Origin of the sequence: Pantoea jilinensis (assembly GCF_019104105.1) — a bacterium.
In the GTDB taxonomy this organism is placed as follows: Bacteria; Pseudomonadota; Gammaproteobacteria; order Enterobacterales; family Enterobacteriaceae; genus Pantoea; species Pantoea eucalypti.
In genome coordinates, this window is record NZ_CP077746.1 from 2716643 (window position 1) to 2731195 (window position 14553).

10 protein-coding genes are annotated in these 14553 nt (G+C 51.6%); 4 read left to right on the plus strand and 6 right to left on the minus strand.

Going from position 1 to position 14553, the window contains the following annotated elements; all coding sequences use genetic code 11:
• Positions 1-24: 24 nt before the first annotated feature.
• From KTJ90_RS12850 to serC, 6 genes are all read right to left on the minus strand, one after another.
• Positions 25-2280, minus strand: a complete 2256-nt coding sequence (locus tag KTJ90_RS12850) for an MBL fold metallo-hydrolase (RefSeq protein ID WP_499024836.1) — start codon at positions 2278-2280, stop codon at positions 25-27.
• Positions 2281-2484: 204 nt separating this feature from the next.
• Positions 2485-2769, minus strand: a complete 285-nt coding sequence (ihfB, locus tag KTJ90_RS12855; RefSeq protein ID WP_003849360.1) for an integration host factor subunit beta — start codon at positions 2767-2769, stop codon at positions 2485-2487.
• Positions 2770-2851: 82 nt separating this feature from the next.
• Positions 2852-4525 carry a 30S ribosomal protein S1 gene (gene rpsA / locus KTJ90_RS12860; protein WP_003849352.1) on the minus strand — a complete coding sequence of 558 codons (1674 nt, stop codon included), beginning with the start codon at positions 4523-4525 and terminating at the stop codon, positions 2852-2854.
• A 108-nt stretch (positions 4526-4633) separates the two neighbouring features.
• Entirely contained in the window at positions 4634-5320 is a 687-nt protein-coding gene (gene cmk / locus KTJ90_RS12865; protein ID WP_105099345.1) for a (d)CMP kinase, read from the minus strand.
• Positions 5321-5520: 200 nt separating this feature from the next.
• On the minus strand, positions 5521-6807 hold the full coding sequence (gene aroA, locus KTJ90_RS12870) for a 3-phosphoshikimate 1-carboxyvinyltransferase (RefSeq protein ID WP_003849347.1): 1287 nt from the start codon (positions 6805-6807) through the stop codon (positions 5521-5523).
• A gap of 81 nt (positions 6808-6888) precedes the next feature.
• A complete protein-coding gene (gene serC / locus KTJ90_RS12875; protein ID WP_003849345.1) occupies positions 6889-7974 on the minus strand; it encodes a 3-phosphoserine/phosphohydroxythreonine transaminase in 1086 nt (361 codons plus the stop codon).
• A gap of 313 nt (positions 7975-8287) precedes the next feature.
• Between serC and ycaO the strand changes: the two genes are divergently transcribed.
• From ycaO to pflA, 4 genes are all read left to right on the plus strand, one after another.
• On the plus strand, positions 8288-10051 hold the full coding sequence (gene ycaO, locus KTJ90_RS12880) for a 30S ribosomal protein S12 methylthiotransferase accessory factor YcaO (RefSeq protein WP_003849343.1): 1764 nt from the start codon (positions 8288-8290) through the stop codon (positions 10049-10051).
• 370 nt (positions 10052-10421) lie between these two features.
• Positions 10422-11273: a formate/nitrite transporter family protein gene (gene focA / locus KTJ90_RS12885; protein WP_499024840.1), complete on the plus strand. Its 852-nt coding sequence runs from the start codon at positions 10422-10424 to the stop codon at positions 11271-11273.
• A gap of 79 nt (positions 11274-11352) precedes the next feature.
• The gene (gene pflB, locus KTJ90_RS12890) at positions 11353-13635 is read left to right on the plus strand and encodes a formate C-acetyltransferase (protein WP_033761664.1); all 2283 of its coding nucleotides are present in this window, start codon (positions 11353-11355) and stop codon (positions 13633-13635) included.
• Between the two features lie 165 nt (positions 13636-13800).
• Positions 13801-14541, plus strand: a complete 741-nt coding sequence (gene pflA, locus KTJ90_RS12895; protein ID WP_008925842.1) for a pyruvate formate lyase 1-activating protein — start codon at positions 13801-13803, stop codon at positions 14539-14541.
• Positions 14542-14553: the final 12 nt, after the last annotated feature.

Genomic DNA, 14553 nt, shown 5'->3' on the forward strand with positions numbered 1-14553 from the left:
CGCTGTTGGAAATAGCCGGCCATTCTACCTGGATTCGCGTTTGACGCCAAACCACTGATGATACCAACGGGGCATTAATTGTTCCCGTAGGGTGTAAACCTGCACGCTGCCCTGCTCTACCCTGATACTGATTTGTCCTGACTGGCCCGTATCCAGCCATGTAAAACCGGCTGTTCGATAGTTTTCCAGAACACTTTTCGCGGGCATACGCCATGCGTTGTAGCGTGCGAGCGAGGCAATCGCGATGTGTACGCCGGTTTTGCGCAGCAGCAATGAGGTCGACGAGGTACGGCTGCCGTGATGCGGTACCTGCAGAATATCCACCTTTAGCCCCTGCTTTTCCAGCGCCACCAACTGACGTTCCGCTTTCGCTTCAATATCGCCGGTTAACATCAGCCGGACCTGACCATCATCAACGATTACCACACAGGAATCGTTATTGTCACCCGGCAAAGGTGCCGTTAGCGGCCAGACTACCTGAAAGTGGAGTTGCCGCCAGCGCCACTGCGTGCCGCGTACGCAGGGTAAATGCGTTTTCTCTGCCAGCGCGCTTCTGACTTCTACCGCTGGCCAGCGTTGCATAATCGCCTCCAGTCCGCCGGTATGATCGAGATGTTTATGACTCAGGATGATCTGTTTTAACCGTAACTGTTTGCGCTCCAGCCATGGAATGATTACCCGACTCCCCGCGTTATCGTTCTGCCAGCGCGGCCCTGTGTCATACATCACCGCCTCCTTGCCCTGACTGATCACCAGGCTTAATCCGTGCCCGATATCCAGCATATCGATGCGCCAGCCCGGCTCCTGATGGGACTGGCGACTCCATATCATCGCCAGCGCCAACACAAAGCTGCTCAATGGCAAAGAAAAGAAGAACTGCGCACGCCAGAGAATCAGACTTCCCCATACCATAATCGTAAACCAGGTTGTGCCACTCAGCGGCCACCATCCTGGCGGCAGTAAAGCCAGACAATGAAACAGTGCACGCACAGAAAGATCGGCCGCCCCCCAGAAGAAGCCCGATACAGGCGCTATCGGCAGCAGCAAAGCAAACGTTATCAATGGCATGGTAATGAACGAGATGACCGGAATTGCCACCAGATTTGCCAGCAGTGCGGTCAGGCTGATCCCGTTGAATATCGCTACCTGCAACGGCACCATTAAAATCATCATGCCCATCTGCAAATGCAGCAGTTGTACCGGAATCCATCGCTTTTGATGACGGAATCGTGCAGGCAAGGGAAACCAGTGGTACCAGACCAGCAGCATGCCTACAGCCAGAACCGAGAGCCAGAAACTGTCAGACAAAACGGTCAGCGGATCCGTCACCAGCAGCAATCCAATACAGAAGGTCCAGACCTGCCAGCTATTGAGTTGTACACCTGCAAACCGTGTTATTGCCCACAGCGTCAGGGCCAGCAATGCACGCGCTGCGGGAGGCTGTGCTCCTGAGAGCCAGGTATAGGTTGCAGCAAATAGCCAGCTTACGATAAGCGGAAGGAGATAGCCGATACGCCGGGCTGGCAGGATAAATTGCACCCCACGCGTAATGATCCAGCCGGTGCTGGCGGCCAGGGCGATATGCATGCCCGATATCGCCATTAAATGCGCAGTACCGGTATCCCGAAGTAACTGGCGAGTCTGCTGGCTCATTTCATCCCTGATGCCAAAGGAGAGTGCCTCCAGCGTGGCACGTGCAGGCATGGAGTGGGTCCTGTCGCGATGCCATAAAATAAATCGCCAGCGTCCATTACACTGTTCGCTAACGGCAACCTGATTAAGGATCCTGCCCTGGAGCGGCGTATTATTAGCCAGAGCAAAACGCTGCGCATCGAAATCGCCCTCATTGAGACGAGCATGGACTGGTCTCAAACGAAGTCGCATCGTCCAGCGTTGTCCCGGACAATAAGTTTCCTGATCAGTATCGAAATAAAGCCAGGCATAGCGGGGAGGGAATATCATTCTGCCCTCTTCTTCCAGCAGCCGAACCCGGATTTGCTTTCTCTCTTTCCGCAGTTCACTGATCTCAAGCGTAAAGGTGGCGGGACGTACGGAGAGCTGTTCAATATCCCGCACCATCAGACGGGCATCGTTAAAAGCCCATGCCAGCAACAGCAGCGTAATACCGGTCCAGCGAACGGATGGGTAATGGCAATGGAGCAGAGCGAGGCCCATCAGTACCAGCATCACCATCATCTTACCTGAGGGCAGTTGGGCCATCAGCAATAGCGGTAATGTTGCAACGATCACCAGTCGCGCCAGAACGGTCCATGTCAGCATAATCGTATCCATTGTTTCAGTTCGATTATTCTGGGCAATTGAGGTGAAACTAACAGGGAACAATCAGGCAGGCTGGAGCGCCCTCACAAACAGAATGCGGCCTTGCAGTGTTGACGACAGTAATCTGGATATCAGTGCTCAGCCTGAATAGCAGGCAAAAAAAAACGACATCCGGAGATGTCGTTTATTGGGTTCGGTATCGGCTTAGCCGTAGATGTTTGCGCGATCGCGCAGCTCTTTGCCTGGCTTAAAGTGGGGAACGTATTTACCTTCCAGATCCACTTTGTCACCCGTTTTCGGGTTACGTCCAGTACGCGGAGCGCGATAGTGCAAAGAAAAGCTGCCGAATCCCCGGATTTCGATGCGCTCGCCCTGTGCCAGCGTAGTGGCCATGTGCTCAAGCATCTCTTTGACTGCATCCTCAACGACTTTCGCCGGTATATGAGTATGCTGTCCCGCCAGTCTTTCGATCAGTTCTGACTTGGTCATGTAACCTCCGGTTTATCCCTACAGGAATGTATGACAGCTTTTACCGAAACCGGGTGGTTGCCCACCCGGTGCTTCAGGTCGATTACTCGCCTTTAGCCGCTTTGAACGCTTCAGCCATAGCGCTAGAGAAATTGCCTTCTTCCTGTTTGGTGTTAACAGTATTGATAGCTTCTTTCTCATCAGCCTGGTCTTTCGCACGGACAGACAGGCTTACGACACGGTTTTTACGATCAACGCCGGTGAACTTAGCTTCAACGTCGTCGCCAACGTTCAGAACCAGAGTTGCATCTTCAATGCGGTCCAGTGAAGCTTCAGAAGCGCGCAGGTAACCCTCAACGCCGTCTGCTAATTCAACTGTAGCACCTTTAGCATCAACTGCAGTCACTTTACCGGTGACGATGGCACCTTTCTTGTTCAAAGTGATGTAGTTGTTGAACGGATCTTCTGCCAGCTGTTTAACGCCCAGAGAGATACGCTCGCGCTCTGCATCAACCTGCAGTACAACGGCAGCGATTTCGTCGCCTTTTTTGTACTCACGAACGGCTTCTTCGCCAGTCGCGTTCCAGGAGATGTCAGACAGGTGAACCAGACCGTCGATGCCGCCATCCAGGCCGATGAAGATACCGAAGTCAGTGATTGACTTAATTTTACCTTCAACACGATCGCCTTTGTTGTGCGTCTCAGCGAACAGCTGCCATGGGTTAGATTTACACTGCTTCAGACCCAGGGAGATACGACGACGCTCTTCGTCAATGTCCAGAACCATAACTTCAACAACATCGCCTACGTTAACAACTTTAGACGGATGGATGTTTTTGTTGGTCCAGTCCATTTCAGACACGTGTACCAGACCTTCAACGCCTTCTTCGATTTCCACGAAGCAGCCGTAATCAGTCAGGTTGGTAACACGACCGGTCAGGCGGGTGCCTTCCGGATAGCGTTTAGCGATAGCAACCCATGGATCTTCGCCCAGCTGCTTCAGACCCAGAGAAACACGGGTACGCTCGCGGTCGAACTTCAGCACCTTAACGGTGATTTCGTCGCCCACGTTAACGATTTCGCTTGGATGCTTAACGCGTTTCCATGCCATGTCAGTGATGTGCAGCAGGCCATCAACGCCGCCCAGATCAACGAATGCACCGTAGTCAGTGAGGTTCTTAACGATACCTTTAACTTCCATGCCTTCCTGCAGGTTTTCCAGCAGCTGATCGCGCTCTGCGCTGTTTTCGGATTCGATAACCGCACGACGTGAAACCACGACGTTGTTGCGTTTCTGATCCAGCTTGATCACTTTGAATTCAAGCTCTTTGCCTTCCAGGTGCAGCGTATCGCGCACCGGACGCACATCTACCAGTGAACCTGGCAGGAACGCACGGATACCGTTGAGCTCAACTGTGAAGCCGCCTTTAACTTTGCCGTTGATAACACCGGTAACAGTTTCAGCGTCTTCGTAAGCTTTCTCCAGCGTGATCCATGCTTCATGGCGCTTCGCTTTCTCACGGGACAGCAGGGTTTCACCGAAGCCGTCTTCCACTGCATCCAGAGCAACATCAACTTCGTCGCCTACCTGGATTTCCAGTTCGCCGGCTGCGTTCTTGAACTGCTCTGCAGGAATTGCAGATTCAGATTTCAGACCCGCATCAACCAGAACGACATCTTTGTCGATAGAAACGACGATGCCACGAACGATAGAACCCGGGCGGGTTTCGATTGTTTTTAAGGATTCTTCAAATAGTTGAGCAAAAGATTCAGTCATATTGATAATCTTCAGGATTCTTCAATTTAACGTCCATCTGACTTCATGTCGGATGGGGTTGTTTCACATGCCCGGCACCTGATCCATGGTACAGGGTGATAAATTCAGTTAAGCCGAAATACCCAGCTTCTCGCGGGCATAGTGTAGCGCTTTTTCGATGACTTGATCGATAGACATCTCGGTAGAGTCCAGAACCAGTGCATCGCCAGCGGCTACTAAAGGTGCGATTGCGCGGTTGCGATCGCGGTCGTCGCGTTCTTTTATCTCGGCTAAAAGGCGGTCAAAGTTAACATTAAAGCCATTGTCCTGCAACTGTAGCATACGGCGCTGAGCACGTTCTTCCGGACTGGCATCCAGGAAAATTTTCACTGGCGCCTCCGGGAAAACCACGGTGCCCATGTCTCGTCCATCAGCAATTAATCCCGGCAGCTCGCGGAAACCGCGCTGGCGGCGTAATAACGCTTCGCGCACCCGTGGAAACGCGGCAACACGTGACGCGGTGTTGCTGACCTCCTGAGTACGGATTTCACCGGTAACATCTTCACCTTCAAGGATGACCTGCATGTCACCATTTTGTGACACAAAGCGCACATCGAGGTGTGCAGCAATCGGCACAAGCGCTTCTTCAGATTCGATGTCGACCTGATGATGCAACGCGGCTAATGCCAGCACGCGATAAATAGCACCGGAGTCCAGCAGATGCCACTGCAGCGATTCTGCCATCGCTTTACACAGTGTTCCTTTTCCCGCTCCACTTGGCCCATCAATAGTTATGACCGGGGCAGTTACTGTCATTATTCCCTCCTGTTGCTGCGTGCTTCCTGACCTTTCGGTCACCATTAATGACTCGCATTATACGCTGCATAGCGCGGCTTGGTTACTGTTTCGCACTAACCGGGTTCGTAATTTTAGTTAATTCAGAGGATCGCTGGGCCGTTACAGCCAGATTAAATCCGGGGAGATCCGGTGCGGAACCGCACCGGAAGAGAGAGATATCAGGCGCTCTGGCTGATTTTAGCCAGCTGAACGAAGTAGTCCGGGAAGGTTTTAGCTGTACAGCCAGGATCAAGAATGGTCACTGGCGTATCTGACAGTGCTACCAGAGAAAAGCACATTGCCATACGGTGATCATTGTAGGTGCCAATATCAGCATGCTTTAGCGTCGCAGGTGGGGTAATACGGATGTAGTCATGACCCTCTTCGACTTCCGCGCCGACTTTACGCAGCTCTGTCGCCATTGCGCTCAATCGATCGGTCTCTTTTACCCGCCAGTTATAAATATTACGTAACTGGGTGGTGCCTTCTGCAAACAGCGCCGTGGTGGCAATGGTCATTGCAGCATCCGGGATATGGTTCATGTCCATATCAATGGCCTGCAGCTTTCCAGCCGTACAGGCAATGTAATCATCGCCCCATTCGATCGCAGCACCCATCTTTTCCAGCACGTCAGCAAACCGAATGTCACCCTGCATACTCTGGCGTCCGATACCGGTGACCCGGACCGTTCCGCCTTTTATGGCTGCAGCCGCCAGGAAATAAGAAGCGGAAGAGGCATCACCTTCCACCAGGTAATCGCCCGGTGACTGATACTGCTGCTGTCCCTTAATCAGGAAACGCTGATAGCTCTGATTCTCAACGTCGACGCCAAAGCACTGCATAAGATTGAGCGTAATGTCGATGTAAGGTTTGGAAACCAAATCACCTTTAATCGTGATGCAGGTATCCTGCTGCGCCAGCGGCGCGGTCATCAGCAGCGCCGTCAGGAACTGACTGGAAACACTGCCATCCACACTGACATCACCGCCGGTAAAACCACCGCGTAAACGCAGCGGCGGATAGTTTTCGTTTTCCAGGTACTCAATGGTTGCGCCACCCTGACGAAGCGCATCGACCAGATGCCCGATTGGACGCTCTTTCATGCGGGGTTCGCCGGTCAGTTCGATATCGTGCTCGCCCAGGCAAAGTGCTGCGGCCAATGGACGCATAGCGGTGCCGGCGTTGCCCAGAAACAGTGACAGCGGTTGAGATGCGTTCAGTGGTCCTGCATTCCCCGTGACTTCACACACGGTACGATCGTCTGAAAGCGTATAGCTTACGCCCAGCGCGGTCAGCGCATTCAGCATATGCTTTACATCGTCGCTGTCGAGCAGGTTGGTGAGACGGGTAGTGCCTTTAGCCAGCGCAGCCAGCAGCAATGCGCGATTAGAAACGCTCTTAGAACCTGGCAGGTTCACGGTGCCATCGACACGCGAAATGGGTTGGAGAGTCAGGGAGTCCTGCATGTGAAACGAAATCCTCAAAAATACAGAGACCTCGCCGTGTGACGAGGTCTGGCATCAGCATTAGTGCTGATATTTTAATAATCAGCCGTGGCGACGTTCAAAATCGACCATGAAATCGGTCAGCGCTTTCACACCTTCCAGCGGCATCGCATTATAGATAGAGGCGCGCATACCGCCTACTACACGATGTCCTTTAAGCGCATGCAATCCCGCCTTAAATGACTCTTCCAGGAACAGCGCATCCAGTGACGCATCCGCCAGCTGGAAAGGAATGTTCATGCGTGAACGGTTTTCTGTCGCCACATCATTACGGTAAAAACCACTGTGATCGATGACGCCATAAAGCAGGTCAGATTTTGCCTGATTAATACGATCAATTTCAGCGACACCGCCCTTCTCTTTCAGCCATTTAAATACCAGCCCCGACAGATACCATGCAAACGTCGGTGGGGTGTTAAACATCGAATCGTTATCGGCCAGTACTTTGTAATCGAGGATTGAAGGCACTGAGGCATGCGCCTGGCCCAGCAGATCTTCACGCACAACCACCAGCGTTAATCCGGCCGGGCCTACATTTTTCTGCGCACCCGCATAAATCACGCCATAACGACTCACATCGATCGGACGAGACAGAATGGTAGAGGAGAAATCAGCAACAACGGTTTTACTGCCGAAGTCAGGCTGTTCATCAATGGCGATGCCATCAATGGTTTCATTCGGGCAAAAATGCAGGTAAGCGGATGCCTCACTTACCGCCCATTCGCTCATCGGCAGGATAGCGCGTTTACCGTCGCGGGTTGTTTTGACATCCAGCGTGCGTGGGGAACAATACTTTTCCGCTTCTTTTATTGCGCTATGCGCCCAGTAGCCGCCATCAACATAGTCAGCAGTTGTCGCCTGACCCAGCAGATTACCGGGTACAGCAGCAAACTGCGCGCGCGCGCCGCCATGACAGAATAAAACTTTGTAATTGGCCGGTATTTTTAGCAGATCACGGAAGTCCTGCTCTGCTTCTTCAGCTACCTGAATAAACTCTTTACTGCGGTGACTGATCTCCATTACAGAGGTACCCAGACCGCGCCAGTTCGTCAGTTCCTGTTCTGCACGACGAAGGACTTCAACCGGTAGCATCGCCGGGCCAGAGCTAAAATTATAAACTTGCGTCATTTCCCCTCACCACTGTCATATCGAACGGTTATGAATAACCATTCGGTTTTATCACTGCATACTGATAGCTGCAATCATAAATCAGGGCGCGGTCACATTTTCTGAATATGCCTCGCCGGAGGTTATGTTACCAATGCAAACCAGCGCGGAATTTTGTGAGGCTTCATCCAGCACCATTAATCCACGTTTGGCCTGAGAGCCGATGTGATAAAAACTAAGCCGGTAAAAATGTCCCGCCCTGATAGCGGTCTGTAAGCAAAATCCGTATCATTGCGCGCTTTACGCACCCCATGACAACAGAGAGAGCGGCACTATGACGCAAACATTTATCCCGGGCAAAGATGCCGCACTGGAAGACTCCATTGCGCGTTTCCAGAACAAGCTGCAGGATCTCGGCTTTAACATTGAAGAAGCTTCCTGGCTGAATCCTGTTCCCCATGTCTGGTCAGTGCATATCCGCGACCGCGATTGCCCGCTCTGCTTTACCAACGGCAAGGGCGCCAGTAAAAAAGCTGCGCTGGCCTCTGCACTGGGCGAATATTTTGAGCGTCTCTCAACTAACTACTTTTTTGCTGACTTCTGGCTGGGCAAAAAGATCGCGAACGGCGACTTTGTTCACTATCCCAATGAAAAATGGTTCGCGTTACCTGAGGATGATTCCTTACCTGAAGGCATTCTGGATGCGCGCCTGAACGCGTTTTACGATCCCGACAATGCTCTGACGGCTTCCGGCCTGATTGATCTGCAGTCTGGCAATGCTGAGCGCGGTATCTGCGCCCTGCCGTTTACCCGCCAGTCGGATCAGCAAACGGTTTACATCCCGATGAATATCATCGGCAACCTCTATGTCTCAAATGGCATGTCCGCAGGAAACACCGCGAATGAAGCGCGTGTTCAGGGCCTGTCCGAAGTGTTTGAGCGCTACATCAAGAACCGCATCATCGCGGAAGCAATCAGCCTGCCAGCGATCCCTGATGAGGTAATGCAGCGTTATCCAGAGGTGATCGAGGCAATTGCCCGCCTTGAAGCGGAAGGCTTCCCGATTTTCGCTTATGACGCCTCGCTGGGCGGTAAATATCCGGTGATTTGTGTGGTGCTGTTTAACCCGACCAACGGAACCTGTTTTGCCTCCTTTGGTGCCCACCCCGATTTTGGTGTGGCACTGGAACGAACTGTCACTGAGCTGCTGCAGGGCCGAAGCCTGAAAGATCTTGATGTGTTCACGCCACCGACTTTTGATGATGAAGAAGTCGCTGAACATGCCAATCTGGAGACCCATTTCATTGATTCAAGCGGTCTTATCTCATGGGATCTGTTTAAAGAAACAGCGGACTATCCCTTTGTTGACTGGTCATTTGCAGGCAGCACCGAGCAGGAATTCTCCACACTGATGGCCATCTTTGCCTCGGAAGATCAGGAAGTCTATATTGCTGACTACGAGCATCTGGGTGTCTATGCCTGCCGCATCATCGTACCGGGGATGTCTGATATCTACCCTGCCGAAGATCTCTTCCTGGCGAATAACAGCATGGGCGCTGGCATTCGTGAAACCCTGCTGGCCCTGCCTGAAAGCAACTGGAATCCGGAAGAGTATCTGGATCTGATTGGACAGCTTGATGATGAAGGTTTTGACGACTTCACTCGCGTTCGCGAACTGCTGGGTCTGGCAACCGGTAAAGACAACGGCTGGTACACACTGCGTGTTGGCGAATTAAAAGCGATGCTGGCGCTGGCGGGTGGCGATCTGGATCAGGCACTGATATGGACAGAGTGGACAATGGAGTTTAACAGCTCAATCTTTACGCCAGAGCGGGCTAACTACTATCGTTGCCTGCAGACTCTGCTGTTACTGGCAATGGAAGATGAGCGTGATCCGCTGCAGTATCATCACGCCTTCCTGCGTATGTACGGTGAAAGCGCGATGGAAGCAGCCTCAGCCGCCATCAGTGGTGAACATCCATTTAACGGTCTGCAGGCCGTTGATGATGAACTGCAGGCATTCCCGGCTCATCAGTCCCTGCTTGCTGCTTACGAAAAACTGCAGGCGGCTAAGCGTCTCTACTGGAAAAATGCGTAAGTTATAACGCGACTGATCCAAAAAGAGGATTAACATGGCACCGGAGTTTTCTGGTGCCATAATTTTCTGCCTTCCTTGTGGAACATTAGCTGTATTAAAATCCATTCAATTACATCAAATCATTTTAATTAACATATCAGCCATTAATTACTCATCAGGCAGGCCCTTCAAAAAGAGTAAGTCTTTTTACATTAAAAAAATTTTGCATTTTTAAAATTTATTTAACTAAATAAATTCAAAAAGTTAGAGATTTATTTCGCTTTTCCTCTGCGATTTACAGGCTGCCACGTCGGCAAACATGATCCATATCAATTCCTGACCTATACTCCTTTGTTAGTATTTTTCCAGACAACTTCTGGAGTAAGTTAGTGTGAAAACTGACAACCCTTTTAATCTTTTATTACCAGCCGCAATGGCGAAAGTGGCCGAAGACGCCGGTATTTATAAAGCAACCAAACATCCCTTCACCACCTTCTTTCTGGCGATAAACGCTGGCGTATTTATCTCCATCGCATTCGTTTTTTATATTACAGCGACCACCGGCAGCGGCACGATGCCCTATGGCATAGCCAAACTGATTGGCGGTGTCTGTTTCTCACTCGGCCTGATGCTGGTCGTCGTGTGTGGCGCTGACCTCTTTACTTCTACTGTCTTAATCGTCGTCGCCAAAGCCAGTGGCCGCATCAGCTGGGGACAGCTGGCCCGCAACTGGATTAACGTTTACGCCGGTAACCTTGCAGGTGCCCTCTTCTTTGTCGCCCTGATGTGGTTTGCCGGACAGCATACGGTCGCGAATGGCGCCTGGGGATTGAATGTCCTGGAAACCGCCGATCACAAAATGCATCACACATTCATCGAAGCGGTTTGTCTGGGTACGCTGGCGAATTTGCTGGTCTGCCTCGCCGTCTGGATGAGTTACTCCGGCCGTACCCTGACCGATAAGCTGGTGGTAATGATTTTGCCTGTTGGCATGTTTGTCGCCAGCGGTTTCGAGCACAGCATCGCCAATATGTTTCTGATTCCTTATGCCATTGTCATTCGCGACTTCGCGGCACCTGAATTCTGGCAGGCTGCTGGCACCACGGCGGCACAGTTTCACTCGCTTACCGTGAGCAACTTTATTCTCGACAACCTGATTCCTGTGACCATTGGCAACATCATTGGCGGCGGCATTCTGGTTGGGTTGACCTACTGGGTTATCTATCTCCGTAAAGGTGACTAGGTCCATTAAACACATTTTGACGGCACAGGACGTTGACTGTGCCCGACCGTAAAGTCTCTTCATATAAGGCAGGTATATTATGACCGAACTTAATGCAAAACTGGCTTCAGCATGGGAAGGATTTGCTGAAGGCGAATGGCAGAATAGCGTCAATGTGCGCGACTTCATTCAGAAAAACTACACTCCTTATGAAGGTGATGAGTCGTTCCTGGCGGGCGCAACTGAAGCGACCACTAAACTGTGGGAAAGCGTGCTGGAAGGCATCAAAATTGAAAACCGCACCCACGCGCCAGTTGACTTCGACACCGACCTCGCCTCAACGATTACCTCGCACGACGCAGGCTACATCAATAAGTCGCTGGAAAAAATCGTTGGTCTGCAGACTGAGGCACCATTAAAACGCGCGCTGATTCCTTTTGGCGGCATCAAAATGGTCGAAGGTTCATGCAAAGTCTATGGCCGTGAACTCGATCCTTCACTGAAAAAAATCTTCACCGAATACCGTAAAACGCATAATCAGGGCGTGTTCGACGTTTACACCCCGGACATCATGCGCTGCCGTAAATCAGGTATCCTGACCGGTTTACCCGATGCCTATGGACGTGGCCGCATCATCGGTGACTATCGTCGCGTGGCTCTCTACGGCATCGATTTCCTGATGGCGGATAAATTCTCCCAGTTCGCCTCTCTGCAGAACGATTTAGAGAATGGCGTGAATCTGGAAGCGACCATTCGTCTGCGTGAAGAGATCTCGGATCAGCATCGTGCGCTGGCGCAGATTAAAGAGATGGCCGCAAAATATGGCCACGACATTTCGGGCCCGGCAACCAATGCCGTTGAAGCCGTACAGTGGACTTATTACGGCTACCTTGCTGCCGTTAAATCACAAAACGGTGCTGCCATGTCCTTTGGCCGCGTCTCAACCTTCCTGGATGTTTACATCGAGCGTGACCTTAAAGCCGGTAAACTGACTGAAGAACAGGCACAGGAACTGATTGACCATCTGGTCATGAAACTGCGTATGGTTCGCTTCCTGCGTACTCCTGAATATGATGAGCTGTTCTCAGGTGACCCAATCTGGGCAACCGAATCACTGGCAGGTATGGGCGTTGATGGCCGTACTCTGGTTTCAAAAAGTACCTTCCGCTTCCTGAATACCCTGTACACCATGGGTCCTTCACCTGAGCCGAACATGACCATTCTGTGGTCAGAAAAACTGCCAATTAATTTCAAAAAATATGCCGCTAAAGTCTCAATCGACACCTCATCTCTGCAGTATGAGAACGATGACCTGATGCGTCCTGATTTCGACAATGATGACTATGCCATCGCCTGCTGCGTCAGCCCGATGATTGTCGGCAAACAAATGCAGTTCTTTGGTGCACGTGCCAACCTGGCGAAAACCCTGCTCTACGCAATCAACGGCGGCGTGGATGAAAAACTGAAAATGCAGGTTGGACCGAAAGGCGACAAAATCAGCGATGATGTGCTGGACTTCGACACCGTCATGGAGCGTATGGATCACTTCATGGACTGGCTGGCAAAACAGTATGTGACTTCGCTGAACATCATTCACTACATGCATGATAAGTACAGCTACGAAGCCGCGCTGATGGCCCTGCATGACCGTGACGTCTATCGCACCATGGCGTGTGGTATCGCTGGTCTCTCCGTTGCTGCGGATTCACTGTCTGCGATTAAATATGCCAAAGTGAAACCGATTCGTGATGAAGATGGTCTGGCGATCGACTTCGACATCGAAGGTGAATATCCTCAGTTCGGTAACAACGACTCCCGCGTTGATGACCTGGCCTGCGATCTGGTTGAACGCTTCATGAAGAAAATTCAGCAGCTGACCACCTATCGTAATGCCGTGCCGACACAGTCTGTTCTGACCATCACCTCAAACGTGGTGTATGGTAAGAAAACCGGTAACACACCGGATGGACGTCGCGCTGGTGCACCGTTTGGACCCGGTGCTAACCCAATGCATGGCCGTGACCAGAAAGGTGCGGTGGCTTCACTGACTTCCGTCGCGAAACTGCCGTTTGCCTATGCGAAAGATGGCATCTCTTATACCTTCTCAATCGTGCCAAACGCGCTGGGTAAAGATGATAACGTGCGTAAAACTAACCTTGCCGGTCTGATGGATGGTTACTTCCATCATGAAGCGAGCATCGAAGGCGGTCAGCACCTTAACGTCAATGTCATGAACCGTGAAATGCTGCTGGACGCGATGGAGCATCCAGAGAAGTATCCGCAGCTGACCATCCGCGTTTCCGGTTATGCTGTGCGCTTTAACTCCCTGACTAAAGAGCAGCAGCAGGATGTGATTACCCGTACCTTCACACAGTCACTGTAATCACGGCTCAACCCGATATAAAAAGGCTCCTCGCGGAGCCTTTTCCTTAAAAGTCTGTTTTGTTGGTCATCTTTATCAAGGTTCCCACCAGAATCGATTTCCTGCCCTGAGCGCAACAGAGATTGCGCCGTCTGTCCCGGCAGACTTACTGGAGAACACATCGCAATGTCAGTTAATGGTCGTATCCACTCATTTGAATCCTGCGGCACCGTCGATGGTCCCGGCATCCGTTTTATCACCTTCTTTCAGGGCTGCCTGATGCGCTGCCTCTACTGCCACAACCGCGACACCTGGGATACCCACGGCGGCAAAGAGATCAGCGTTGAAGCGCTGATGGCGGATGTGCTTTCCTATCGCCATTTTATGAACGCCTCTGGCGGCGGTGTTACGGCCTCTGGTGGTGAAGCGATTCTTCAGGCTGAATTTGTGCGCGACTGGTTTCGCGCCTGTAAAGCGGAAGGCATTCATACCTGTCTCGACACGAACGGTTTCGTACGCCGCTATGATCCGGTGATCGATGAACTGCTTGATGTTACTGACTTAGTGATGCTCGACCTGAAACAGATGAATGACGATGTGCATCAGATTCTGGTGGGGGTCTCTAATCACCGTACCCTGGACTTTGCCCGTTATCTGCAGAAAAAAGGCAAGAGAACCTGGATCCGTTTCGTTGTCGTACCGGGCTATTCCGATGACGATGACACCGCGCATCGCCTGGGCGAATTCACCCGTGATATGCAGAACGTTGAGAAGATTGAATTGCTGCCCTATCACGAACTGGGTAAGCATAAATGGATTGCGATGGGTGAAGAGTACAAGCTGGATGGCGTAAAGCCGCCGGGTAAAGAGACGATGGAGCGCGTGAAAAACATTCTCGCCAGTTACGGCCACGAAGTGATGTACTAACAATCGGCCACA

Excerpts from the sequence above, each read along its gene's own strand:
- KTJ90_RS12850 (WP_499024836.1), bottom strand. The coding sequence starts at position 2,280 with ATGCTGACATGGACCGTTCTGGCGCGACTGGTGATCGTTGCAACATTA.
- ihfB (WP_003849360.1), bottom strand. The coding sequence starts at position 2,769 with ATGACCAAGTCAGAACTGATCGAAAGACTGGCGGGACAGCATACTCAT.
- rpsA (WP_003849352.1), bottom strand. The coding sequence starts at position 4,525 with ATGACTGAATCTTTTGCTCAACTATTTGAAGAATCCTTAAAAACAATC.
- cmk (WP_105099345.1), bottom strand. The coding sequence starts at position 5,320 with ATGACAGTAACTGCCCCGGTCATAACTATTGATGGGCCAAGTGGAGCG.
- aroA (WP_003849347.1), bottom strand. The coding sequence starts at position 6,807 with ATGCAGGACTCCCTGACTCTCCAACCCATTTCGCGTGTCGATGGCACC.
- serC (WP_003849345.1), bottom strand. The coding sequence starts at position 7,974 with ATGACGCAAGTTTATAATTTTAGCTCTGGCCCGGCGATGCTACCGGTT.
- ycaO (WP_003849343.1), top strand. The coding sequence starts at position 8,288 with ATGACGCAAACATTTATCCCGGGCAAAGATGCCGCACTGGAAGACTCC.
- pflB (WP_033761664.1), top strand. The coding sequence starts at position 11,353 with ATGACCGAACTTAATGCAAAACTGGCTTCAGCATGGGAAGGATTTGCT.
- pflA (WP_008925842.1), top strand. The coding sequence starts at position 13,801 with ATGTCAGTTAATGGTCGTATCCACTCATTTGAATCCTGCGGCACCGTC.